Annotated in this window: 23 protein-coding genes; 11 read left to right on the top strand and 12 right to left on the bottom strand. The window is 62.9% G+C overall.

The features are described from left to right. The first annotated feature begins 294 nt into the window (after nt 1–294). The 6 genes from M1B34_RS15110 to M1B34_RS15085 all read left to right on the top strand — a co-directional run bounded on the left by M1B34_RS15110 (nt 295) and on the right by M1B34_RS15085 (nt 4,962). Nucleotides 295–927: a TetR family transcriptional regulator gene (locus tag M1B34_RS15110; RefSeq protein ID WP_123329635.1), complete on the top strand. Its 633-nt coding sequence runs from the start codon at nt 295–297 to the stop codon at nt 925–927. Nucleotides 928–1,214: 287 nt separating this feature from the next. Continuing rightward, nucleotides 1,215–1,715 (top strand): urease accessory protein UreE, encoded by a 501-nt coding sequence (ureE, locus tag M1B34_RS15105; RefSeq protein ID WP_123329634.1) that lies wholly within the window; start codon nt 1,215–1,217, stop codon nt 1,713–1,715. Next, nucleotides 1,712–2,386 (top strand): urease accessory protein UreF, encoded by a 675-nt coding sequence (locus M1B34_RS15100; protein ID WP_123329632.1) that lies wholly within the window; start codon nt 1,712–1,714, stop codon nt 2,384–2,386. Before ureE ends, M1B34_RS15100 begins: the two co-directional genes overlap by 4 nt. A gap of 23 nt (nt 2,387–2,409) precedes the next feature. Beyond that, entirely contained in the window at nt 2,410–3,024 is a 615-nt protein-coding gene (gene ureG / locus M1B34_RS15095; RefSeq protein ID WP_123329630.1) for an urease accessory protein UreG, read from the top strand. Nucleotides 3,025–3,060: 36 nt separating this feature from the next. Beyond that, complete coding sequence (locus M1B34_RS15090) at nt 3,061–3,633, top strand: HupE/UreJ family protein (protein WP_123329628.1); 573 nt, start codon at nt 3,061–3,063, stop codon at nt 3,631–3,633. A 189-nt stretch (nt 3,634–3,822) separates the two neighbouring features. Next, the gene (locus M1B34_RS15085; RefSeq protein WP_268265538.1) at nt 3,823–4,962 is read left to right on the top strand and encodes an AGE family epimerase/isomerase; all 1,140 of its coding nucleotides are present in this window, start codon (nt 3,823–3,825) and stop codon (nt 4,960–4,962) included. Between the two features lie 58 nt (nt 4,963–5,020). Here the strand turns inward: M1B34_RS15085 and M1B34_RS15080 are convergent, their stop codons facing one another. The 9 genes from M1B34_RS15080 to amaB form a co-directional block, all read right to left on the bottom strand. After that, nucleotides 5,021–5,932 (bottom strand): cation diffusion facilitator family transporter, encoded by a 912-nt coding sequence (locus M1B34_RS15080; RefSeq protein WP_268265537.1) that lies wholly within the window; start codon nt 5,930–5,932, stop codon nt 5,021–5,023. Nucleotides 5,933–6,122: 190 nt separating this feature from the next. Further along, entirely contained in the window at nt 6,123–6,890 is a 768-nt protein-coding gene (locus tag M1B34_RS15075) for an SDR family oxidoreductase (protein ID WP_268265536.1), read from the bottom strand. A gap of 844 nt (nt 6,891–7,734) precedes the next feature. After that, entirely contained in the window at nt 7,735–8,466 is a 732-nt protein-coding gene (locus M1B34_RS15070; protein ID WP_123329622.1) for an ABC transporter ATP-binding protein, read from the bottom strand. Then, nucleotides 8,463–9,335, bottom strand: a complete 873-nt coding sequence (locus M1B34_RS15065; protein ID WP_123329620.1) for an ABC transporter ATP-binding protein — start codon at nt 9,333–9,335, stop codon at nt 8,463–8,465. The genes M1B34_RS15070 and M1B34_RS15065 overlap by 4 nt, the downstream gene beginning before the upstream one ends. Next, nucleotides 9,332–10,627 carry a high-affinity branched-chain amino acid ABC transporter permease LivM gene (gene livM, locus M1B34_RS15060; RefSeq protein ID WP_123329618.1) on the bottom strand — a complete coding sequence of 432 codons (1,296 nt, stop codon included), beginning with the start codon at nt 10,625–10,627 and terminating at the stop codon, nt 9,332–9,334. Before livM ends, M1B34_RS15065 begins: the two co-directional genes overlap by 4 nt. 2 nt (nt 10,628–10,629) lie before the next feature. Next, the gene (locus tag M1B34_RS15055; protein WP_020299405.1) at nt 10,630–11,544 is read right to left on the bottom strand and encodes an ABC transporter permease subunit; all 915 of its coding nucleotides are present in this window, start codon (nt 11,542–11,544) and stop codon (nt 10,630–10,632) included. Between the two features lie 200 nt (nt 11,545–11,744). Then, entirely contained in the window at nt 11,745–12,881 is a 1,137-nt protein-coding gene (locus M1B34_RS15050; protein ID WP_123329616.1) for a branched-chain amino acid ABC transporter substrate-binding protein, read from the bottom strand. A 362-nt stretch (nt 12,882–13,243) separates the two neighbouring features. Further along, the gene (gene amaA / locus M1B34_RS15045) at nt 13,244–14,527 is read right to left on the bottom strand and encodes an L-pipecolate oxidase (protein ID WP_268265535.1); all 1,284 of its coding nucleotides are present in this window, start codon (nt 14,525–14,527) and stop codon (nt 13,244–13,246) included. An 80-nt stretch (nt 14,528–14,607) separates the two neighbouring features. Next, nucleotides 14,608–16,098 carry an L-piperidine-6-carboxylate dehydrogenase gene (gene amaB / locus M1B34_RS15040; RefSeq protein WP_279653313.1) on the bottom strand — a complete coding sequence of 497 codons (1,491 nt, stop codon included), beginning with the start codon at nt 16,096–16,098 and terminating at the stop codon, nt 14,608–14,610. 175 nt (nt 16,099–16,273) lie between these two features. On the opposite strand from amaB, the gene M1B34_RS15035 reads away from it, so the two are divergent. The 3 genes from M1B34_RS15035 (at nt 16,274) to nadE (ending at nt 19,360) form a co-directional block, all read left to right on the top strand. Next, on the top strand, nt 16,274–17,176 hold the full coding sequence (locus M1B34_RS15035) for a LysR family transcriptional regulator (protein WP_268265534.1): 903 nt from the start codon (nt 16,274–16,276) through the stop codon (nt 17,174–17,176). A 126-nt stretch (nt 17,177–17,302) separates the two neighbouring features. Then, nucleotides 17,303–18,529 carry a nicotinate phosphoribosyltransferase gene (pncB, locus tag M1B34_RS15030; RefSeq protein WP_268265533.1) on the top strand — a complete coding sequence of 409 codons (1,227 nt, stop codon included), beginning with the start codon at nt 17,303–17,305 and terminating at the stop codon, nt 18,527–18,529. A gap of 3 nt (nt 18,530–18,532) precedes the next feature. Beyond that, a complete protein-coding gene (gene nadE, locus M1B34_RS15025; protein WP_268265532.1) occupies nt 18,533–19,360 on the top strand; it encodes an ammonia-dependent NAD(+) synthetase in 828 nt (275 codons plus the stop codon). Between the two features lie 138 nt (nt 19,361–19,498). On the opposite strand, the gene azu is transcribed toward nadE, so the two are convergent. Next, complete coding sequence (gene azu / locus M1B34_RS15020; protein ID WP_123329604.1) at nt 19,499–19,945, bottom strand: azurin; 447 nt, start codon at nt 19,943–19,945, stop codon at nt 19,499–19,501. A gap of 351 nt (nt 19,946–20,296) precedes the next feature. Here azu and M1B34_RS15015 point away from each other — a divergent pair, with 351 nt between their 5' ends. Both M1B34_RS15015 and M1B34_RS15010 read left to right on the top strand, forming a co-directional pair. After that, a complete protein-coding gene (locus M1B34_RS15015; protein WP_123329602.1) occupies nt 20,297–20,884 on the top strand; it encodes an LOG family protein in 588 nt (195 codons plus the stop codon). A gap of 68 nt (nt 20,885–20,952) precedes the next feature. After that, a complete protein-coding gene (locus M1B34_RS15010) occupies nt 20,953–21,135 on the top strand; it encodes a hypothetical protein (protein WP_123329600.1) in 183 nt (60 codons plus the stop codon). Nucleotides 21,136–21,195: 60 nt separating this feature from the next. Here the strand turns inward: M1B34_RS15010 and M1B34_RS15005 are convergent, their stop codons facing one another. Both M1B34_RS15005 and M1B34_RS15000 read right to left on the bottom strand, forming a co-directional pair. Beyond that, entirely contained in the window at nt 21,196–22,089 is an 894-nt protein-coding gene (locus M1B34_RS15005; RefSeq protein ID WP_123329598.1) for a transglutaminase family protein, read from the bottom strand. Next, nucleotides 22,089–24,575, bottom strand: a complete 2,487-nt coding sequence (locus M1B34_RS15000; protein WP_123329596.1) for a circularly permuted type 2 ATP-grasp protein — start codon at nt 24,573–24,575, stop codon at nt 22,089–22,091. Before M1B34_RS15000 ends, M1B34_RS15005 begins: the two co-directional genes overlap by 1 nt. Between the last annotated feature and the right edge of the window lie 11 nt (nt 24,576–24,586).

The following is a 24,586-nucleotide window of genomic DNA, read 5'->3' as shown; positions in this document are numbered from 1 at the left end:
AGTTGGCTCGACCGGCACCCCACAAGGCCAGACCGTTGGCTGAAGATGGCTACGACCGGCACCCCACAAGGTCAAACCGTTGCTGCTGACGGTGCTGATCGCCTCGCCGAACGTCATCAGACTGTGAGCTGAGCCTGTGGCCGCCGTGAAAAAAGCCCGATCCCTGGATCGGGCTTTTGACTTTCTGTAAACCGTAACGCCCCGCCTTCCCCCTATGCCCCTCTCAAGTTCGACGCCGGCAAAGTTGATTTGCTAGAGTGCGCCGCTCCTCTTGGACAGAGAGCCAGCCCGCCCATGCTGCCCCGCGCCGAACAGAAGCAACAGACCCGCAACGCCTTGATGGACGCAGCGCGCCATCTGATGGAGTGCGGCCGTGGGTTCGGCAGCCTGAGCCTGCGTGAAGTGGCGAAAACCGCCGGCATTGTCCCCACCGGTTTCTACCGGCATTTTGCCGATATGGACCAACTGGGCCTGGTGCTGGTCAGTGAAGTCGGCCAGACCTTCCGGGAAACCATTCGCCTGGTGCGCCACAACGAATTCGTCATGGGCGGGATCATCGACGCCTCGGTGCGGATCTTCCTCGACGTGGTGGCGGCCAATCGCTCGCAGTTCCTGTTTCTGGCCCGCGAGCAATACGGCGGTTCGCTGCCGGTGCGCCAGGCCATTGCCCACCTGCGGGAAAACATCAGCGCGGACCTGGCGGCCGACCTGACGTTGATGCCGAAACTCCAGCACCTGGCGGCCGAGGACCTGGGCGTCATTGCCGACCTGATCGTCAAAAGTGTGTTCGCCACCCTGCCGGACATCATCGACCCACCGGCCCAGGCGCTGCCCGAGCACCTCACGCCCCAGGCCAAGATCACCCAGCAGCTGCGCTTCATCTTTATTGGCCTGAAGCACTGGCAAGGGCTGGGCAGTACCGAGTAAAGCTGCACGCCCCGATGCCGAGCCTGACCACCGGCCACGCCCCCTTCGAGCGCGCCGGCAGCCCATCGCGGCCTTGAAAAAGCACCGGCCTGCAGCAAAAACGCCCGCAACGCACCATCACAGTGCAAAACTTCGACAAGACGCACCAGCACGCCACAAAACAGACCGTCGGCCTGCCCCGTTTTCAGGCGTAAAAACCTGTATACAAAAGCTTTTGCGCGTCGCGACACTCGATTGGCAAGCCCCTTGCTCTGGCTTATGCATCGCTCATAGCTGGAAGCCCTCCGATGCTGGTGATTCACCGCAGAATCGACCCCCAACCCCTCTGGTCCGCCGAACTGCACCTGACCTTCGAGGCCCGAAGTAAAAGCCGCCTGCGCTGCTTCAGTGCCGACGGCGAAGACGTCGGGCTGTTTCTCGAACGCGGCCAGTCACCGCTGCATGACGGCGAGTGCCTGGAAGCCGAGGACGGCCGCATTGTGCGCGTCTGCGCACGTCCGGAAACCCTGCTCCATGTGACCTGCAGCAATGCCTTCGAACTGACCCGCGCCGCCTATCACCTGGGCAACCGCCATGTCGCCCTGCAAGTCGGTGACGGCTGGCTGCGGCTGCTGGACGACTACGTGCTCAAGGCCATGCTCGAGCAACTCGGCGCCCACACGGAAACCATCGAAGCGCCTTTCCAGCCGGAGCACGGTGCCTACGGCGGCGGCCATCACCATTCGCGGCACGGCGACGAAGACTTCAACTACCCGCCGCGCCTGCACCAGTTCGGCGTGCGCCCATGAATCCCGCCTGGGCCTTGCTGCGCCTGGCCAGTCCGCAATTGCCGATTGGCGGCTACAGCTATTCCCAGGGCCTGGAGATGGCCGTGGAACAGCAACGGGTGGTCGACCCCGACAGCGCCAGGCGCTGGATCAGCGATCAGTTGCTGCTCAACCTGGCCCGCTTCGAGGCGCCGCTGTTGCTCGCCCACTGCCAGGCCGCAGCAGACGAAGACTGGGCCCAGTTGCTGCAACTCTGTGAAGAGCATCAGGCCAGCCGCGAAACCCGCGAGCTGTACCAGGAAAGCCGGCAGATGGGGTACTCCCTGCAACAGCTGCTCAATGGCCTGCCTGAGCTGGATGCCAGCGCCCGGGGTTTTCTCGCCCAGCGTGCCGAACCGCACCTGGCCCTAGGCTGGGCCCTGGCCGCTCGGGCCTGGCAGATCAGCCCCCAGGACGCCCTGGCCGCCTGGCTCTGGAGCTGGCTGGAAAATCAGTTGGCGGTGCTGATGAAAACCCTGCCCCTGGGCCAGCAAGCCGCCCAGCGCCTGACCAGCCAACTGCTGCCCCTGTTGCAACAGGCCCAACACAACGCGTCCACGATCGACCCCAACCATTACGGCAGCGCCGCTTTCGGCCTGTCCCTGGCGTGCATGGCCCATGAGCGCCAGTACAGCCGTCTGTTCCGTTCCTAGGGCCTCTTACTTTGGAGAATCACATGAACTCACAACCTCTGCGCGTCGGCATCGGCGGCCCGGTGGGCTCCGGCAAAACCGCCCTGACCCTGGCCCTGTGCCTGGCCCTGCGCGAGCGCTACAACCTGGCGGTGGTGACCAACGACATCTACACCCGCGAAGACGCCGACTTTCTGGTGCGCAATGAAGCCCTGGCGCCAGAGCGGATCATCGGCGTGGAAACCGGCGGTTGCCCGCACACGGCGATTCGCGAAGACGCCTCGATCAACCTGGAAGCCGTGGACCAACTGAACCGGCGCTTTCCCGGGCTTGACCTGATCCTGGTGGAGTCCGGTGGCGACAACCTGTCGGCGACGTTCAGCCCCGAACTCTCGGACCTGACTATCTACGTGATCGACGTTTCGGCCGGCGACAAACTGCCGCGCAAGGGCGGCCCCGGCATCTGCAAATCCGACCTGCTGGTGATCAACAAGATCGACCTGGCACCGCTAGTGGGCGCGTCCCTGGAAATGATGGACAGCGACACCAAGCGCATGCGCGGCGGCAAGCCGTTTGTTTTCAGCAACCAGAAAACCGGCCAGGGCCTGGACGAGATCATTGCCTTTATCGAACGCCAAGGGCTGCTGAACGCGGCCTGATCCCCTTACTCAAACGCTCAACAAGGAAGCCACTCCATGACCTTCAAACGCATTGTCGGGGCCCTGGCCCTGCTGCTGACCCCAGCCCTGGCCTTCGCCCACCCGGGCCACGGCGACAACGGCCTGATGGCCGGTATCAGCCACCCCATCGGCGGCCTCGACCACTTGCTGGCGATGCTCGCCGTGGGCCTCTGGGCAGCCCAGCAACAAGGCACAGCCCGCTGGGCGCTGCCCTGCACCTTCGTCGGCACCATGCTGCTGGGCGGTGTGCTGGGTTTTGAAGGCCTGAACCTGCCAGCCCTGGAAAGCGGCATTGCCGCCTCGGTGCTGGCCCTAGGCCTGGCCGTCGCCCTGGCCGTGCGTCCGCCCCTGAGCCTGGCCCTGGTGGCCACCGCGCTGTTCGCGCTGTTCCATGGCGTGGCCCACGGCCTGGAACTGCCAGAGATGTCCAGCCCTTGGGCATACGCCGCCGGTTTTGTCGCCGCCACCGCCGCGCTGCATGCTGTCGGCTACGCCGTGGTACGCGTCCTGCCACAAGCCGCAGCCCCCCTGGTGCGCCTGGCTGGCGCCGCCTCGGCCGCCACCGGCGTCTGGCTGCTGGCCGGCTGAGCCTCCCGCCCCTGCGTGTAGGAGCCGGCTCCCTGGCGAAAGCGCTCTCAAGCACGCATTCGCTGGCGAGCCAACGAGGCTTGCAGGTCCGGGGTTATCGCTGACAGCCAGCGTCTACAGGGTGGGTGAGGCCGGGGGCTTCTCTGTTAACATGGCGCGCATTCAAACCTGCCGTGACGACGCCAGCCAATGCCCGATGTTTCCCGTTCCGCCTCCCAGCCTGAATCGAGCGCTCTGTTCAGCGCCGTGCAGCGGCATTTTCACCAGGTGATCGTGCCGCTGTGGCTTGGCCCGGGCTGGAACGCCGAGCTGGCGCTGCCCTACGAAGCCCTGGACGCCGAGCACCGGCCACTGCCGCCGCAGCGCTATCGCGCCATGGCCTGCGCCCGTCAGCTGTATGTGTTTTCCAGCCTGATCGGCGAGGCTGCCGCGCCCTTTGCCGAAGAGCGTGCTGCCGCTCTGTTCCGTTCCCTGCAACGGCACTTCCACGACGCTGAACACGGTGGCTGGTTCTACAGCATCGACCCTCAGGGCGCGCCACTGGATCAGCGCAAAGACCTGTATACCCACGCCTTTATCGTCTTCGCCTGTGCCCACTACTGGGCCAAGGTGCGCGAGCCGCTGGTGGAATCGGTGCTCAATGCCGCGCTGCAAGTGGTGGCCGAGCGCTTTGCCCGGGAAGACGATTTGTACGAGGCCAGCCTTGAGCGGGATTGGTCGTCCCTGGGCTCCGGCCCCCTGCAGAACCCGCTGATGCACCTGGCCGAGGCCTTTCTCGCGACCCTGGAAGTGCGTGACGACGCCCAGGTGCAACAGGCCCTGCTCGACCTCTGCGCGGCCATGCACGCAGGTTTTATCGACCCGCAGCACGGGGTAATGATGGAGAAGCCGCTGGGGGCTGTGGATAACTGGTTCGAGCCGGGCCATCAGTTCGAGTGGTTCTTTCTCCTGGCCTCTTCAGACTTGCTGCGCGGCGGCCCACTGCACCAGTCCCTGGACCAGGCCTTTGCCTTTACCGAGCAACGGGGCGTCAACCCGAACAATGGGGCGGTGCGCGCCATGCTCGATCTACAGGCACAAGGTGCGGCCAAGGATGAGACTCAGCGCATCTGGGCCCAAGCCGAATACCTGCGCGCCCTGACCTTGCGCACGGGCAGCGAGGCCCAGGTGCAGCGCCAGTTGCTGGCGCTGCAACAGCACTTCCTGCACGACGGCGGCTGGAACGAATGCCTGGATGCACAGAGTGTGGTCAGCCGACGGGACATGCCTTCAACCACGCCGTATCACTTGGCGACCTGCTATCGCGGGTTGGCTGAATACTTCGGCTGAACGCTGTTCGCCGGCAACCCGCTCCCCTGGGAGCCGGCCTGCCGGCGATAGACTCCACTCAGGCAATCCACTTGCGATCCCCGGTAAAGCTGATGGTCAGCCAACGAGCCGAATCGGCCTGACCCAACTGCGCGGAAATCTCCTCACGCAACTCGTCCAGGGTGGCCACGTTCTGCAGCGGGTAGTCCGCCGGCAGTACGATGTGGATCTCGATAAAACGCGCCCGTCCGTGCTTCTGCACGTAGCTGATGTAGTCGTCAAAACCGTGGGCGAGCTTGGCCTGCTCCATCACGCCGCGCACCTTCTCGTCCAACTGGTCCGGGGCGATGCCCAGCACATCGCGCAGGGCCGGCCGCAGGATCTTCAATGCCGGTGGCAACATGCTCAGGGCCAACAGGATCAGGATCGCCGGGTCGACATACACCGCCCATTGCCCGTGCCCGTGCCCGTAGTGCTTGAGCAGCAAGGCGCAGATAAAGCTCACCAGCAGCCCCACGGAGAGCATGGCGTCCACCAGCCAACTGATGTTGTCGAACTGGATCAACGACGACTTGAGGGTGCGATTGCGGTGGCGCACGTAGAAGAAATAAGCGAACTCCACCACGCTGAACACCGCCGCATAGACGATCACCAAGCCCAGCTCGATTTCACGGCCGCCATTGAGGATGCCGAACACACCGTTGAGAAACGCGTAGATGGCGATCAGCAGCAGGAAGCTGCCTTCAATCAGCAGCACCATGGGTTCCAGGTGCCAGAAGCCGAACTGGAAACGCTGGTTGCTTTGCTTGGCAATCAGCTGGGCGGTGATCAGCATCAGGATTTTGATAAAGGTCGCGATCAGGGAAAAAAAGCCATCGAACAGGATGGACTGGGCACCCGAAATAAAACCCGTGACGATCCCGGCGATCGCCACAGCGAACATCAGTACAGTGGATTGCTTGAGCAGCGCCTGCTCACCTCGGTTACTCACATACCCTCCTCTTGAACCTCGACCACAGCGCCTCAGGGCGAGACGCCGAAAAAACGGCGGGCGAAATTTTACCTTGGGCCGGCGACTTTCGCCTGAAGCGGTTCAGCGCAAGTGTTTCCGAAGATGAAAGACAGTGTAGAAGGCAATCGCCGGCCGGCTCCTGCTGGAACCGGCCGGGCGCTGCAACGCCTCAGGACTTGGCGTTGCGCTCGATGGAGAAACCGGCCCAGGTCTGGCTCACAGGCATCAGCTCCAGGCTGTTGATATTGACGTGGGCCGGGGTGTTGAGGACCCAGAAGATGGTGTCGGCGATGTCTTGCGGCTGGATCGGTTCGGCGCCCGCGTAGGTGGCGTCGTAACGCGCCTGGTCACCGGCGAAACGCACCAGGGAGAACTCGCTTTCGCACAGGCCCGGCTCGATGTTGGTCACCCGCACGCCGGTGCCTTGCAGGTCGCAGCGCAGGTTCAGGGAGAACTGTTTGACGAACGCCTTACTGGCACCATACACGTGGCTGCCCGGGTACGGATAATTGCCGGCGATGGAACCCAGGTTGATGATGCCGGCGCCACGGCCGTGGGCGATCAGGCGCGGCAACAGCAGGCGAGTGCTGTACATCAGGCCCTTGATGTTGGTGTCGACCATGGTGTCCCAGTCGTCCAGATCGCACTTGGGTGCAGGGTCGACACCCAGGGCCAGGCCAGCGTTGTTGATCAGCCCACGCAGCGTGCTGAAGGACGGCGGCAGGTTGGCAATGGCGGCTTCCATGGCTTTGCGGTCACGCACATCGAGCACCAGCCCATGCACTTCAGTCTGTTTCGAGAGTTCGGCGCAGAGGGCGTTAAGGCGGTCCTCACGGCGCCCGGTGAGCACCAGGGACCAACCGGCCTCGGCAAAACGCCGGGCGCAGGCTTCGCCAAAACCGGACGTCGCGCCCGTAATGAACAGTGTGGAAGTCATGGTGTTCTCCTTGCTGGGCTTCGCGCCGCCGATGAAATAAAAACCGCCCCGCAGCATGCCCGGCCTGGCTTTGAGCGGCAATAGAAGCCTGCCGCAGGCGCCTGCGAGAGCGTTTGACCCTCCATACCTGTACAAAAAACAATCAACCGCCGCCAGCCCATGGGTGGCGTGGCCTGCAGCCATGTGCACGCACCTTATCCACAGGCCGGTCCACAGTCTTTGGGGGCAAGTGCAAAACCCTGGAAGCCTCTATCCACAGGGCCTGCAGCCCGGTTTTGCAAGTTTTTTACTTGACCCGGGCCAGGCTGGCATGCAGCCCCTGGCCGACAGGGCGCACTCACGTCCATCAAGGCCATGGCCTGAAGCCAGTAACGACGGTGCTTAGCTGAGTCTTTCCAGAGTTTAACCACAGACTTATCCACAGGCTTTTCAACACCTGCTACGGCCTGTGGCTGCGACAATAAACAGGTTGACAAGCGCACCGACGGGCCGACTCAAAACCCCTGATCAAAAAACAATCACCACGCCACAAGCCACGCCGTTAAAGGCCTGCAGCCAGCTACTCCCACGTTACCCACAGCCAGTTCCACAGCAAACGGGGACAAGTCAAAACCCTGCCAAAACAACTGATTGCAGCGGCTTTATGCCGCGCTTTGGCAGCTTGCGAATAATGTTTTCCACAATTTCCGGAAATGGCTCACTGCGCGACGGAGAGCCGCTGGCACGGGATGGCGATAGTGCAGGCCTGATGGCTTTGCCGACGATGACGGGCGGCGGTATCTGGGGATAAAAAATGCCCCGGCGGCGTGGGCCGGCGGGGCATGTTTATGGGCTGGGCGGCAGATCAATGACCACCGAGGTAGGCGTTGCGCACTTCCTCGTTGACCAGCAGCTCCTTGCCGGTGCCGCTCAGGCGAATTTCGCCGTTGACCATCACGTAGGCACGGTCCGAGAGTTTCAGCGCGTGGTTGGCGTTCTGTTCCACCAGGAAGATGGTCATGCCGGTGGCCGCCAATTCGCGCAGGGTGGCGAAGATCTGCTTCACCACAATCGGCGCCAGCCCCAGGCTGGGTTCATCCAGCAACAGCAGCTTGGGCCGGCTCATCAGTGCCCGGGCAATGGCCAGCATCTGCTGCTCACCGCCGGACATGGTCATGGCCCGCTGGGTGCGCCGCTCCTTGAGCCGTGGGAACAGCTCGAACATGCGCTGCATGTCCTCGGTGGCGTACTTGTCGCCAATGGGGATGGTGCCCATCAGCAGGTTCTCTTCCACGGTCATGTCGGGGAACACCCGACGCCCTTCCGGGGACTGGGCGATGCCGTTGGAGGCGATGTAGTGGGAGGACTTGTGGGTGATGTCCACACCGCGGTAGAGAATCTGCCCGGACTCGGCCCGGGGCTGGCCGAAGATCGACATCAGCAGCGTGGACTTACCCGCGCCGTTGGAGCCGATCAGGCTGACGGTTTCCCCTTCGTTGATGTGCAGCGAAACGTTCTTAAGGGCCTGGATCGGTCCGTAGTAAACGTTCAACTCCTTGAGTTCGAGGATGGTTGCAGCGTTGCCAGCGTCGCTCATACCAGCTCCTCTTCGTCGGCACCCAGGTAGGCCGCGATCACTTTCGGATCGTTGCGGATCGCTTCCGGCCCGCCTTCGGCAATCACGTTGCCGTGGTCCAGCACCACGATGTGGTCGGAAATACTCATCACCATGCCCATGTCGTGTTCAATCAGCACCACGGTCAGATCGTGCTCGTCGCGCAGCAGCCGGATCATCGCGCTCAGCGCTTCGGTTTCCTGAGGGTTGAGGCCTGCGGCCGGTTCGTCGAGGCAGATGATCTGCGGCCGCGTGCACATGGCCCGGGCAATCTCCAGGCGACGCTGCTGGCCGTAGGACAGTTCACCGGCCAGGCGGTTGGCGCAGTCCACCAGGTCCACCACTTCCAGCCAATAGAAGGCGTGGTCGAGGGCGTCGCTCTCGGCCTGTTGATAACCCTTGGTGTTGAGGATGCCGGCCAGCATGTTGCGGTTGACCCACATGTGCTGGGCCACCAGCAGGTTCTCCAGCACCGACATTTCCTTGAACAGGCGAATGTTCTGGAAGGTCCGCGCCAGGCCGGCGCGGTTCACCAGGTGGGTGCCGCCGAACATCTTGTAGTACAGGCGGCTGGCGAAGCTTTTCGGCGACACGAAATCCGTGGCACGGAAGGCTTCCCCCAGCAGTTTGATGACGTTGGTGCTCTGGCCACGGGTGTTGAGTTCGATGCGCCCGCCCGAAGCCTTGTAGAAACCGGTCAGGCAGTTGAACACCGTGGTCTTGCCCGCGCCGTTGGGGCCGATCAGGGCGAAGATCGAGTTGCGTTTGACCTCCAGGCTGACGTCGCTGAGGGCCTTGATGCCACCGAAGTGCATCATCAGGTTCTGCACCTTAAGAATCACTTCGCTCATGGCGCGCTCCTCTGAGTCAGGGCACCTTTACGTGGGGTCACACCGGTACGGCTGATGCGGATCAGACCCCGCGGTCGCCAGATCATCATCAACACCATCAGCACCCCGAACAACAGCACTCGGTACTCGGAGAAGCTGCGCAGCAGCTCCGGCGCCACGGTGAGTACGAAGGCGGCAATCACCACGCCCACCGTCGAGCCCATGCCCCCCAGGACCACGATGGCCAGGATCAGCGCCGACTCGAAGAAGGTGAAGGACGACGGGTTGACGAAGCCCTGGTAGCTGGCGAAGAACACCCCGGCCAGACCGGCGGTGGAGGCACCGATGGTGAACGCCGAGAGCTTGACCAGCACGTGGTTCAGGCCCATGGCACGGCAGGCGATCTCGTCTTCACGCAGGGCTTCCCAGGCGCGGCCCACGGGCATGCGGGTCAGGCGATGCTTGACGTACAGCACCAGCAGCACCACCAGGAACAGCACGATGTAGATGAACAGGAATTTCAGGTTGGGGTTGTATTCCAGGCCGAAGAACTCGTGGAATGGCACCCCGCCATCCTTGGCCCGACGGCCGAATTCCAGGCCGAAGAAGGTCGGCGATGGCACCGGCATGCCGTTCGGCCCACCGGTGAAGGACAGCCAGTTGTTCAATACCAGGCGAATGATTTCACCGAAGCCCAGGGTCACGATCGCCAAATAGTCACCGTGCATGCGCAACACCGGAAACCCGAGGATGCACCCGGCCAACGCCGCCGCAATGGCGGCCAGTGGCAGCACCGTCCAGAAACCCAGGCCCAGGTACTGGTAACCCAGGGCCAGGCCATAGGCGCCGATGGCGTAGAAGGCCACGTAGCCCAGGTCGAGCAAGCCGGCCAGGCCCACCACAATGTTCAAGCCCAGGCCCAGCAGCACGTAGATCAGGCCGAGGATCACCACGGTCAGCAGGTACTTGTTGGCGAAAAACGGGAACACGATGGCAATCACAATCAACGCCGGGATGATCCAGCGCAGCCGCGACTTGTAGTCCGGCGCCCGCACATGCACCCCGGAGCCAGTGCTTTCAAAACCCTGGAGGATCTTCAGGCCCTTGGGAGTCTGCAGGAACAGGCTCATGGCGAAGCGGCCGATCATCACGATCGCCACCAGCCAGCCGACACGCGCCGGCTGCAGGTTGAAGCTGTAGCCGTCGAGCACGACGCCGACGATGGGCCCGAAAACAATCAACGAGATCAGCCCGGCGAGCACGGCGTCGACGACGCTCTTTTTGATATCAAGCGGTTTATTGGCAGCAGACATACTTATACCTTCGCCACGAGTGGGCGACCCAGCAGGCCTTGGGGACGGAAAATCAGAATCAGCACCAGCAGCGAGAAACTGAACACGTCTTTGTAGTCGGAGTTGATCAAGCCGGAGAACAGTGACTCGGAGATACCGAGGATGATCCCGCCGAGCATGGCGCCGGGCAGCGAACCGATGCCGCCGAGTACCGCGGCGGTGAACGCCTTGATGCCGATGACAAAGCCGGCATAGAAGTCGAAGGTGCCGTAGTTCATGGTGATCAGCACGCCAGCCAGGGCAGCCATGGCAGCACCGATGACGAACACGTAGGAGATCACCCGGTCGGTGTTGATCCCCAGGATCGAGGCCATCTTGCGGTCTTGCTGAGTGGCGCGGCACATGCGGCCGAGCTTGGTGTACTTGATGATGTAGGTGAGCAGTGCCATGCCCGCGAAGGCCGCCACCAGGATGAAGATCTTGGTGTAGGTGAGCTGCACGAAACCACTGCCGATATCGACCTTCCAGGCCCCGGCCAGCAGTGTCGGCACACCTTGTTGCTTGGCGCCTTGGCTGATCTGCGCGTAGTTCTGCAGGATCAGGGAAATACCGATGGCGCTGATCAGCGGTGCCAGTCGGGTGGAGTTACGCAGGGGTTTGTAGGCAACGCGCTCGATGACCCAGCCATAGACGCCGGTCACGACGACGGTGAAGACCAGGGTGCCGAGAATGAGTAGCGGGAAGGATTCGATGCCGAAGTAGGCCAGCAGAGCCAGACTGATTGCCGCGAGGTAAGCGGAAATCATGTAAACCTCGCCGTGGGCGAAGTTGATCATGCCGATGATGCCGTAGACCATTGTGTAGCCGATGGCGATCAGACCATAGACGGACCCGAGGGTCAGTCCATTGATCAGTTGCTGCAGGAAAATACCATCCATAACGCAATCTCACGCAGTGAGAACCTGCACACCTGTGGGCATGCGGTTCTTCTAGAAGAAAAAACAGAGACTTGTGCTTGAACAGCCCCCTCTGCAGGAGCTGGCTTGCCAGCGATCAAGCCCGAGGCTGAAACGCCCTCAGGCTCATCACCGACAAACCGGCTCCTACAGGAGGCCGGCGGCCAGAATGGCCGCGCGAATTACTTCTGCTTTTCCAACTGGTGGTATTTGCCGTCCTTGTCCCACTGGTAAACCACGTAGTCGGAGATTTTCAGGTCGCCCTTGGCGTCCCAGGTCTTCTCGCCCATCACGGTTTTAACCGGGTTGGCCTTCAGCCATTTGGCCGCGTCTTCGCCTTTGTTGGACTTGGCGCCGCTGAAACCGGCAGCCAGGGCCTGGACCGAAGCGTAGGCATACAGGGTGTAGCCCTCAGGCTCGGTGCCGGCCTTGCGGAAGGCATCTACCACGGTCTTGCTGTCTGGCAGCATGCGCGGGTCGGCGCCGAAGGTCATGTACACGCCGTCCACGTATTGCGGGCCGCCTGCGGTGGTCACCAACTCGTCGGTGACGATGCCATCATCGGACATGAACTTGACGTCTTTCAGGCCTTGCTCGCGCAGTTGACGCACCAGCGGGCCGGCTTCCGGGTGCAGGCCGCCGAAGTAGACGACATCGGCACCGGCGGCGCGGATCTTGGTCACGACGGCGCTGAAGTCTTTCTCGCCACGGGTCAGGCCTTCGTACAGCACCGGGGTGACGCCGCGCTTGGTCAGTTGCGCCTTGGTGGCGTCGGCCAGGCCCTGGCCGTAGGTGTCCTTGTCGTGCAGCACCGCGACTTTCTTGCCCTTGAGCACATCGACGATGTAGTCACCGGCGACGATGCCTTGCTGGTCGTCACGCCCGCACATACGGAACATGGCACTCAGGCCGCGCTCGGTGACTTGCGGGTTGGTGGAGCCCGGGGTGATGGCGATCACGCCCGCATCGCTGTACACCTCGGACGCGGGGATGGTGGACGACGAGCAGAAGTGCCCGACCACGCCCGCAACCTTGTCCTGGTCCACCAGGCGGTTGGCCACGGCCACGGCCTGCTTGGGTTCGCAGGCGTCATCGCCCTTGACCAGGACGATCTTCTCGCCGTTGACGCCGCCCTTGGCGTTGATTTCGTCAGCCGCTGCCTGTGCACCCTTCATGTACTGCTCGCCAAATGCCGCGTTGGCGCCTGTCATGGGACCCGCTACGCCGATCTTCAGGTCGGCCTGAGCAAACGCAGAAACACCCAACGCAGCTGCCACTGCGAGGGCCAGAAAGCCTTTCTTGTAAAACGTCTGGGACATGAGGTGGTGCTCCAAGGTTTTTTTAGTTGGCAATGCGACTTCACTGAATGCTCAGAGCAAGCGCCGTGCCATTGGTTTTTTATTCTGAAAAAAGTCGCTGTTTTCTTATTATTTCGACTGTTTCGAGCCCTTTTTTATTGGGCGTGCAACCGTCTAAACCGCTGAAGGTGAAACCTTTTGAAATAACAGGCGCAACCCGAGCGCGCCATCATTGCAACCACAGCGCAAATCAACGTGCAACCTGGCTGTAACAGCCCGCGTCACCGAACTGCACACCCCTGGTGCGGCACTGCTACGAGCCGCACCATTACAGGCTAGTCGCTGCGCTGAAAAGCGTCGTTATGTCGGCTGTATTTCCTCACTCAGATAACGATCCGCAGGCACTGGCCCGCGTGGTACAGGGAAAACCCGGCCTCGTACAGACAACTGCGCAGCCCCGCGCCAGCCACGGGCCGCAAGGGTGCGAAGGGAATCGGCAAGGCGTGAGGATTTCCGTTACACAAGTAGTCGGCGAAGGCCTTGCCGACCACGGTGCCGGTGGTCACCCCGCGTCCGTTGTAGCCGGTGACTGCCACCAAACCGGGCGCCGGCTCGAACAAACGCAGGAGGTGGTCGGGGGTGAATGCGATGCAACCGGTCCAGGTGGACTCCCACTCCACCGGTTTGAGGTAAGGAAAATAATGCTGCTGCACCCGGTCGGCCCAGGCCTTGAGGAACCACAGGGGTTTCTGCCGGCCATTACCCAGGCTGCCGAGCAACAGGCGCCCATCGGCATCGCGACGGATGCTGCTGAGCACTTGCCGGGTATCCCAGGAGCCCTGGCCGCCCGGCAAAATCTGCTGTGCGGCAGCATCGGTCAGGGGGCGAGACGCCACCTGATAGTAATAACCGGGGAAGAACGTGCGCCGCAGCTCGGTCCAGTCGCCTTCGGTGTAAGCATTGGAGGCAATCACCACCTGCTCGGCGAGGACCGAACCTTGGGCAGTCTGCACCGACCAGCGCTGGCCCTGGCGCTCCAGGCGAGTGACCGGTGAGTGATCGAACAGTTGCCCACCCAGATCCGCCACAGCCTTGGCCAGGCCGCTGGTGTAGGCCATTGGGTTGAGGGTGCCCGCACGGCGGTCGAGCAAGGCCGCGGCGATCTTCGTGGTGCCGGTGGCCGCCTCACAGGCGGCGCCGGTCAACAGTTCCACTGGCGCGCCACGGCGCAGCCATTGTTCTTCACGACTGCGCAGGTCGGCCGCACCGCGAGCGTTATGGGCCATGTGCAAGGTGCCTTCGCGGCGCAACTGGCAGTCGATGCGGTACTTGTCCACCAGGCTGAACACCAGGGCCGGCGCCGCGCCAAGCATGCGATTGAGGCGGCTGCCAACCTCGCTGCCGAAGCCGGCCTCGATCTCGTCCGGCGGGATCCACATACCGGCGTTGACCAGCCCGACATTACGCCCGGAACCACCATGGCCGGCGCGATGGGCCTCCAGCACACAGACCCGCTTGCCCTGCTCGAGCAAATGCAGCGCCGCCGACAAGCCGGTGAAGCCGGCGCCGATCACGCAGACATCGGTCGTCACTTCGCCGCTGAGGCCGGCGCGCTCAGGCCGCTGCGGGGTCAGTTTTTCCCATAGACATTCTTCTTGTAGCGTCATAGGTGCTCCTGGCGAAGCCGTGGCGAGCGTCAAGCGTGAAGCGGCCAGCAGGGTCACTGGCCGCGTATGGCTTGCCGCGGCTATTCGAAACTGATGCCTTGGGCCAGCGGCAGCTCCCGGGAGTAGTTGACGGTGTTGGTCTGGCGCCGCATGTAGCCGCGCCAGGCATCGGAACCGGACTCGCGACCGCCGCCGGTTTCCTTCTCGCCGCCAAAGGCCCCGCCGATTTCCGCGCCGCTGGGGCCGATGTTGACGTTGGCGATCCCGCAGTCGCTGCCCACCACCGACATGAACTGCTCGGCTTCACGCACGTCGGTGGTGAAAATGCACGAGGACAAGCCTTGCGGCACCGCGTTGTTGAGGCGCAAGGCTTCGGCAAACTCGCTGTAGCCGACCACGTAGAGGATCGGCGCAAAGGTTTCGTCGCACACCACTTCACTCTGTTCCGGCATCTCGACGATGGCCGGCGAGACGTAGTAGGCATTGGGGAATTGTTCCTGCAACTGGCGCTCGCCGCCGAACACCCGACCGCCTTCGCTCAAAGCCTGCTCCAGGGCGTCTTGCATGGCGTCGAAGCTGTGTTTGTCGATCAGCGGCCCCACCAGGTTGCCTTGCAGCGGGTGGCCGATGCGCACTTTGGAATAGGCGACCTTGAGGCGGGCGACAATCTCGTCTTTCACCGACTCATGGGCGATCAACCGGCGCAAGGTGGTGCAGCGCTGCCCGGCGGTGCCGACGGCGCTGAACAGAATGGCACGCACGGCCATGTCCAGGTCGGCGCTGGGGCCGAGGATCATGGCGTTGTTGCCCCCCAGTTCGAGGATGCTGCGGGCAAAACGCGCCGCCACTTTCGGCGCCACCTCACGCCCCATACGGGTGCTGCCCGTGGCGCTGATCAGTGCCACACGCGGGTCGTCGACCAGGGCTGCGCCGGCGTCACGTCCGCCGATGATCACCTGGCTCAGGTACTCGGGGGCATCGCTGAAATTGCTCAGTACCCGTGCCAACAGCGCCTGGCAGGCCAGGGCGGTAAGCGGGGTTTTCTCGGAGGGTTTCCAGATCACCGGGTTGCCGCAGACCAGGGCCAGGGTGGTGTTCCAGGCCCAGACCGCCACCGGGAAGTTGAACGCGCTGATGACCCCGACCACGCCCAACGGATGCCAGGTTTCGCGCATGTGATGGCCCGGACGCTCGGAGGCGATGGTCAAACCGTAGAGCTGGCGCGACAGGCCGACCGCGAAGTCGCAGATGTCGATCATCTCCTGCACTTCGCCCAGGCCTTCCTGGGTGATCTTGCCAGCCTCCCAGGACACCAACTCACCGAGGTCGGCCTTGTACTCGCGCAGGACTTCACCGAACTGGCGCACCAGCTCGCCACGACGCGGCGCCGGCACCTTGCGCCACAGCTCGAACGCATGCTCGGCGCGACTGACCTGCTGTTCAACCTCAGCGGCGCCCTGCCAATTCACTGCAGCGATACGGCTGCCATCGATGGGCGAATGCACGGGCTGCTGGCCAGCCTGGTACAGGCTCGGGTCAACACCAAGACGATCAAGCAATGCGGCAACCATGGGTCACTCCTTATCGGTGAGCGGGCAAAAGCCCGGGCCAGGTAGACGGCCTTTCAGGCCTGTAGTTGTAGCCCTCCTGAGACGGCTCAACAAACGACCTTTAGGCGAGATATCATTCCATTTATTCATGCTGCGCCGGCACCGCAGCGCCGAAACAAGAACAAAGGCCCTCCCCATGTTGAATAAACGCCACCTGCCGTCGATCACTGCCTTGCAGTGTTTCGAGGCGGTCACCCGGCACCTGAGCTTCACCCGCGCCGCCGAAGAGCTCAACCTGACCCAGAGTGCAGTGAGCAAACAGGTGGCCCAGCTCGAAGAGCTGCTGCAGCACCTGCTGTTTCGCCGAGTGCGCCGGCGCCTGCAACTGACGCCGGCGGGCAACCTGTACCTGGTGGAAGTGCGCAAGATCCTCACCCAGGTCGAGATGTCGACCCACTACCTGCGCTCCTACGGTGGCGAAACCGAGGTGCTGCGGGTCGCCACCCCGCCGACCTTCGGCGCCCGCTGGCTGGTGCCGCGGCTCAAGGGCTGGCGCTTGCAGCATCCGCATATCCATCTGGACCTGTGCAATGAGCAAGAGGCCGATGACCTGCTGCAAGGGCGCAGCGATGTGGCGTTCTACTTCGGCCAGGGTTCGCGCCCGGGCACCGAGTGCCTGAAGCTGTTCAGCGAACAACTGGTGGCCGTGTGCGCCCCCAGCAGCCTGCCGGCCCAGCCCTTCAGCGACCCCACGCAACTGGCCGAACTGGTGCTGCTGCAGAACGCCTCGCGGCCCCAGGCCTGGCACGACTGGTTCGACAGCCAGGGCTACCACACCGAGCACAGCTACCACGGCCCGCGCTTCGAAACGTTCTATATGTGCATCCGCGCGGCCCAGGTTGGCTGCGGCGTGGCCTTGCTGCCCCGGTTCCTGGTGGAGGAGGAGCTGGCCGACGGCAAACTGGTGGTGGCCTGGCAGCACCCCATGCCCAGCCACGACGCCTACTACCTGGCCTACCCCGAGCATTCGGCCGAGGTGCCCAAGGTCCGCGATTTTGTGCGCTGGATGCTGGAACACAAGGATTCGCCCGTCCCGTAGAGCACGGACAACCACTCGCCACCAAAAAACGCTGGTCAAGCGCAGGACGTCTATGCGCCACTACCGCCTTCATTAAAAGAGCTGAACGCCGCACACCTCGAAGCGGCCAGCATGGAGATTCCCGTTATGAGCGAGAGTGTGTTTGCCGATCGCATCGTGCAGAACCTGCTCGACACCGACTTCTACAAACTGACCATGATGCAGGCGGTGCTGCACAACTACCCCAATGTGGAAGTCGAATGGGAGTTTCGTTGCCGTAACAGCGAAGACTTGCGCCCTTATCTGGCGGAGATTCGCTACCAGTTCGAACGCCTGGCCGACCTCAGCCTGACCGCCGACCAGTTGGGTTTTCTGGAGCGCATCAGCTTCCTCAAGCCGGACTTCCTGCGTTTTCTCGGCCTGTTCCGCTTCAACCTGCGCTATGTGTACACCGGCATCGAAGACGGCGAGCTGTTTATCCGCCTGCGTGGCCCGTGGCTGCATGTGATTCTTTTCGAAGTGCCGATGCTGGCCATCGTCAGCGAAGTGCGTAACCGCTATCGCTACCGTGAAGTGGTGCTGGTACAGGCCCGCGAGCAGCTGTATCGCAAGTTCGACTGGCTCAGCGCCAACGCCAGCAGCGAAGAACTCTCGGAACTCCAGGTCGCCGACTTCGGCACCCGCCGGCGCTTTTCGTACCGGGTCCAGGAAGAAGTGGTCAACGTGCTCAAGCACGACTTCCCCGGGCGCTTTGTCGGCACCAGTAACGTGCACCTGTCCCGGGAACTGGACATGAAGCCCCTGGGCACCATGGCCCACGAATGGATAATGGCCCACCAGCAACTGGGCCCGCGCCTGATCGACAGCCAGATCGCCGCCCTCGATTGCTGGGTCCGCGAATACCGTGGCCTGTTGGGGATCGCCCTGACCGACTGCATCACCACCGACGCTTTCCTCGGCGATTTCGATCTGTACTTCGCCAAGCTGTTCGACGGTTTGCGCCACGACTCCGGTGACCCCATCGTCTGGGCGGAAAAGGCCATCGCCCATTACCACAAGCTGGGCATCGAGCCGATGAGCAAGACCCTGGTGTTCTCCGACAGCCTGACCCTGCCCCGCTCCCTGGAAATCTTCCGGGCGCTGCGGGGTCGGATCAATGTCAGCTTTGGCATCGGCACCAACCTGACCTGTGACATTCCGGGTGTCGAGCCCATGAGCATCGTGCTTAAAATGGCCGCCTGTAATGGCCAGCCCGTCGCCAAGATCTCCGATGAAGCGGGCAAGACCCATTGCAAGGATCCGAACTTCGTCGCTTATCTGCGCCACGTTTTCCAAGTACCTGCCGCCCTTTCTGGCACATCAAGCAAGGAGTGAATCATGCAAGCCGTACAGCGTGAGATTGCTGAACAGCTCAAGGTCCAAGCGCCTTTTTCCGACCAGGCCGCGCTTGAAGCGGAAGTCGCCCGACGCGTGGCCTTTATCCAGGATTGCCTGGTCAACTCGGGGCTCAAGTCCCTGGTGCTGGGCATCAGCGGTGGCGTCGACTCCCTGACCGCAGGGCTGCTGGCCCAACGGGCGATGCGCGAGTTGCGTGAACGCAGCGGGGACGACAAATACCGTTTTATCGCCGTGCGCCTGCCCTACGAAACCCAGTTCGACGAACACGACGCCCAGGCCTCGGTGGACTTTATCGAACCCGATGAGCGCCACACGGTGAACATCGGCCCGGCGGTCAAGGCCCTGGCCAATGAAGTGGCGGCCTTCGAAGGCCAGCACGCGGTGTCGCGGGATTTCGTCCTGGGCAATACCAAGGCGCGGATGCGCATGGTCGCCCAGTACACCATCGCCGGCGCGGCCCAGGGTTTGGTGATCGGTACCGACCACGCCGCTGAAGCGGTGATGGGCTTCTTCACCAAGTTCGGTGATGGCGCCTGCGACCTGGCGCCGCTAAGCGGCCTGGTGAAAAACCAGGTGCGGGCCATTGCCCGGTATTTCGGCGCACCGGAATCACTGGTAGAGAAAGTGCCCACCGCCGACCTGGAAGACCTGTCGCCGGGCAAGCCGGACGAAGCCTCCCACGGTGTCACCTACGCCGAGATCGATGCCTTCCTCCACGGCCAGCCGGTGCGTGAAGAAGCCTTCAAGATCATCTGCGACACCTACCGCAAGACCCATCACAAACGCGAAATGCCCTTCGCCCCCTAACCTGGCGCGCCTTGTAGGAGCCGGCTTGCCGGCGATGGGGCCGCCAGGCTCAAGGGCTCCATCGCAAGCGAGCCCGCCCCTGCACAGGGGCATAAAAAAAACGCCCCTCGGGGCGTTTTTTTTGGGCGGGTCGAGCGATTACTTCAGGACCACTGCGCCTTTCATCATCGAGTTGTGGCCTGGGAACGAGCAGAAGAAGCTGTAGCTTTCGCCTGCGGTCAGCTTCGACACGTCGAAGGTCACCGAGTCTTTCTCGCCGGCACCGATGATTTTGGTGTGGGCGATGATGCGCGCATCAGCGTCCTTCAGGTAGTTCTTGTCCAGGCCGGCCGCCATGCCGTCGGTGGCAATGCCAGCCATGTCCGAAGTCTTGCTCAGTACCCAGTTATGGCCCATGACGTTCTTCGGCAGGTTGCCGGAGTGGCCGAGGTTCACGGTGAAGGTCTTGCAGCTCTTGTCGATGGTGATTTCCTTGGTGTTGAAGGACATCTGATCGGTGGAGTCGACATCGACCTTGCATTCGGCAGCCATCAATTGGCTGCTGGCCAGTGTCAACAGGGATACCGCAACGAGTTTGGCAAACATGGTGAATCTCCAAGGCAGGGTTTAACTGAAGGGGTGAAAAATCCGTGGGTCGAAGACTGCCTGATTTTTTCTTGAGTGCCTATGATTTGCATCAAAAAATTGTATACAACTTTCGACCTATAACGCCGATTAATACTTTCAACCGGCCAGGCGCCGAGGTCGACTTTAAGATGGGCCCATTCCCCCTCCGGAGCACCGCCCATGCCCTTCAATAGCCTGTTACGCAGCCTGCTCGCCGCCTACGCCTGCGGTGCCAGCGGCACCTGTGAAACGCCCTCGCACGAGGTTTAACGTTTGGCGCCTCGCGCTTGAGCCATTACTCTGAGGCCCTCAATGACCTCGGAGTAAGGCATGTCGTTAACTTCTGTCTGTGTGTTCTGCGGTGCCAGCACCGGCACCAACCCCGCCTACCGTGAGGCCGCTGCGGCCCTTGGGCGCGAATTGGCCGCCCGCAAACTGACCCTGGTGTATGGCGGTGGCGCGGTGGGCCTGATGGGCATCGTGGCTGACGCCGCACTGGCGGCCGGGGGCGAAGTGATCGGCATCATCCCGCAAAGCCTGAAGACCTCGGAGATTGGCCACAACGGCCTGACCCGCCTGGAAGTGGTCGACGGCATGCACGCACGCAAAGCCCGCATGGCCGAACTCAGCGACGCCTTTATCGCCCTGCCCGGCGGCCTGGGCACCCTGGAAGAGCTGTTTGAAGTCTGGACCTGGGGCCAACTGGGCTACCACAACAAGCCCCTGGGGCTGCTGGAAGTGAATGGTTTTTACGAGAAGCTCAGCGGTTTTCTCGATCATATCGTCGGCGAAGGCTTCGTCCGTGCCCCGCACCGTGCCATGCTGCAAAAGAGCGAATCGCCGGCAACCCTGCTCGATACGCTGGACGCCTGGCAGCCTTCGGCACCGGCCAAATGGGCCGAACAAAAACCCGATTAACCGTCAGCGCCCGATAACAGGCAGAATACGCGCCGCTCAACCTCACCTTCGACCCCAGAGGATCGCCCATGGCTAAACCCAATTACTCCTTCGCCAAACGTCAACGGGACTTGGCAAAGGAGCAGAAGAAAGAGGAAAAGCTGCAACGCAAGAAAGCGGCCGCAGAAGAGGAAACCGGCGCACTGAACCCGGATGCAGAAGGTGAAGTCGCCGTCGATGACGCCGCAGACGATCAGGCTCCCCAAGCCTGACACGCGCCTCACCTTGCAGGAGCCGGCGGGCCAGCCATTGTGCCTTCGGCCAGCTGGCTCCTACAGGTCCAGGGGCATGACCGTCACCTGGACTTCCGGGTCGTGGCTGCCGCCCCCCAGGATCACCCCACGCAACGGCGACACATCGGAAAAATCCCGGCCCCAGGCCAAGGTGATGTGCTCCAGCGCCGGCTGCACATTGTTGGTCGGATCAAAATCCACCCAGCCCAGCACCGGGCAAAACACCGAAACCCAGGCATGTGACGCATCGGCACCGATCAACCGCGGCTGCCCCGGTGGCGGCTGGGTCAACAGGTAGCCGCTGACATAACGCGCCGCCAAGCCGCGGGAACGCACGCAGGCCAGCATCAGGTGGGCAAAGTCCTGGCAGACCCCACGCCGACGCTCCAGCACCTCGACCAACGGCGTCGCCACCTGAGTGGCCTCGGCGTCGAAGGTGAACTCACTGAAGATTTTCTCCATCAGCGCCTGAACCCCCAGCAACAGGGGCCGGCCCTCGGGGAAACAGCTTTCGGAGAATTCGACGAAGCTCTTTTTCAGGTGCACATAAGGCGATTCAAAGCGATAGCGACACGCCTCCAGCAGCGGCGCCGACAACGGCTGGCTGCTGTAGGTCAAGGCGCTGCGGGTCGCGTCCCAGGCCGGCGACAGATAAAAATCCAGGCTGGGCTTGGCCAGCACTTCCACGGTGAGCCGGGTATTGACCTGCAGGTCATCGTGGGGCCGCTCGAACGCCAGGCGGGTCAGCGGGTTGCCGAACACATCCAGCTCGTCGCGGCGCGAAGTCGGCTCCGGATTGATCAGCAACTGCTGCTCGGTACAGCGTTGCCAGGCGCACGCTCGCGGCCACAGGTGCGCCAACTGCTGGGCCAGGGACACCGGGCTGTCGTAGTGATAATGGGTGTCGTGGAAAATCTGGTAGTGGGCACTCATTACACGGACACCGTTTGCTGGCTGACGTCATCGACGTGAGCAAAATGACGCAGCGCCAGGCGATCAGACACCTGGCTGCTGGCATCGGAAATTTCCTGCAGCAGGTCCGCAAGGCCTTCCAACGCGGCGCGCACACTGGCTTCGCCAAACAGCGGATTTTCCAGGCAGCCAAGGTCGAAGTTCGCCAGGCGCGCCACCAACTTAGGCAGCCCGACTTCCCGCGGCACGCCAAAATCATCGTTCAAGCGCTTCAGCGTGCGGGTCACCAGCTTGAGCTGGAACAGCACTGCGTGGGGGTTCTGCTCATCCAGCAGCAACAGGTCGAGCACCGGAATCAGCTGCGGCACCGCCAGGTAGCGGGAGCGGTAAGTGATGCTGCTGTTACCCAGTTCCAACAACCATTCCAGCCCCGCCTGATCAGCCGCCGCGGTACCCCGCAGAAAGGCCGCCAGGCTGCTGCTGAGAAACTGCAGCCGCTCGATACGCCGACCGATCATGAGGAAGCGCCAGCCTTCGTCCCGGGTCATGTCGTCCAGGGCAAACCCGGACAGCGCCGCCAGGGACATCACCAAGCGGTTGAGGAAGTCCAGCAACTCGCCAAAGTCCGGTTCCTCGGTGTCCAGCTCCACCGCCTCGCGCTGCAGCTCCACCAGGGCCTGCCAGTTTTCCCGGGACAACTTGCCGCGCACCTGGGACGCCGCCCACTGTAAACGCTGCAGATTGGCCCGCAGGCTGAAGGACCAATCTTCGCCGAGCAACGCCGCCAACAGCCGCTCGGGCAACTCGCCCTCCTCCGGCAGCAGCATCAGGCTTTCGCCCAGGTCCACCGCCGCCTGCAGGGCTTGCGGGTCATCGCCGTCGACATAACGCGCCAGCATGATCCGCAGCAGCCGTGCGCTGTCATCGCAACGTTCACAGTAGCGCCCGAACCAGAACAGGTTTTCCACTACCCGCGACGGCAGGTAAGGGTCAAGCCGCACCAGGTCATGAACGCCGATGGTGCGCTGGGCTTTCCACTGCTCGCCGCTGGGCGCACGTTCCCCCAGCACCCAGGTGTCTTTGCTGGCGCCGCCGCGTTGCATCGACACCACTTCGGCATCGGCGTCTGCGGCGACCCGGGTCAGGCCGCCGGGCAGCACCCGATAGCCGCTGTTGCTGGCCACCGCGTACACCCGCATGCCAATGGCCCGGGGTTGCAGGCGCGCATCGTCGGCCTGCCAGATCGGCGCCTGGGACAGCTGGGCCAGTTCCTGGGCGACATAGGCATAGGGCCGCGCACGCATACGCTCGGCCAGGGCCTGGCGCTCTTCCTCACTGAGGTCGCGGCCAAACACCGGGGCGAAGCTTTGCGACGGAAAGGCCGGCTTGATCAACAGCTCCGGGAGTTTCTCCAGGGCCTGCTCCAGCACCGGCGCCTCGCCGCACCACCAGGTGGCGATGGACGGCAGGATCAGTTCTTCACCGAACAGGTACTGGCTGATCTTCGGCAAGAAGCCCAGCAGCCCCGGCGACTCCAGCACGCCACTGCCCAGGGCATTGGCCACCAGCACTCGGCCCTGACGCACCGCTTCCAGCAGGCCGGGCACGCCCAGGGCCGAGTCGGTGCGCAGCTCCAGGGGGTCGCAGAAATCATCGTCCAGGCGCCGCATGATGGCGTGGACTCGACGCAGGCCGCTGAGGGTTTTCAGGTAGACCGTGGCGTCGCGCACCGTGAGGTCGCCGCCTTCCACCAGCGGGTAACCCAGCTGCCGCGCCAGGTACAGGTGTTCGAAATAACTCTCGTTGAAGCGCCCTGGGGTCAGCAGCACGATCAACGGTGCTTCGGCATCCCGCGGGGCCTGGCGGGCCAGGGTTTCCTGCAGGGTGCGAAAGAACCCGGCCAGGTGCTGCACCCGCAAGTCACGGTACAGGTCCGGGAAGGCCCGGGACACGATCATGCGGTTTTCCAGGGCGTAGCCGGCCCCGGAAGGTGCCTGGGTACGGTCGGCAGTGACCCACCAGCGACCGTCCGGAGTGCGTGCCAGGTCCACCGCGTACAGGTGCAGGAACGCCCCGTCCGGCGGCTGAATGCCCTGGCAGGGCCAAAGGAAGTTGTTGTGCCCGAACACCAGTTCGGCCGGCAGCAGGCCCTCGCTGATCAAGTGCTGGGGGCCGTAGAGGTCGGCCAGCACCGCATTGAGCAAGCGCGCTCGCTGGGCGATCCCGGCGGACAGTTGCTGCCATTCATCAGCAGCAATCACATGGGGCAACAGGTCCAGCTCCCAGGGTCGATCGGCACCCTTGGGGTCGGCATAGACGTTGTAGGTGACGCCGTTTTCGTGAATCTGCCGGGTCAGCAAGGCCTGGCGTTGCGCCAACTGGGCTGGCGTGCTGCGCTGCAATTGCTCGTACAGCCGACGCCAATGGGGACGCACCGCGCCGCCTTCGTCGAGCAGTTCATGGTAAGTACCCGCCGTCAGCGGGTAGCGGTCAAGCAGGTCAGGCATGGAAAACTCGG

It is taken from the genome of Pseudomonas morbosilactucae, assembly GCF_023241715.1.
Classification (GTDB): domain Bacteria; phylum Pseudomonadota; class Gammaproteobacteria; order Pseudomonadales; family Pseudomonadaceae; genus Aquipseudomonas; species Aquipseudomonas morbosilactucae.
This window is presented reverse-complemented; position numbering and strand designations above follow the sequence as displayed.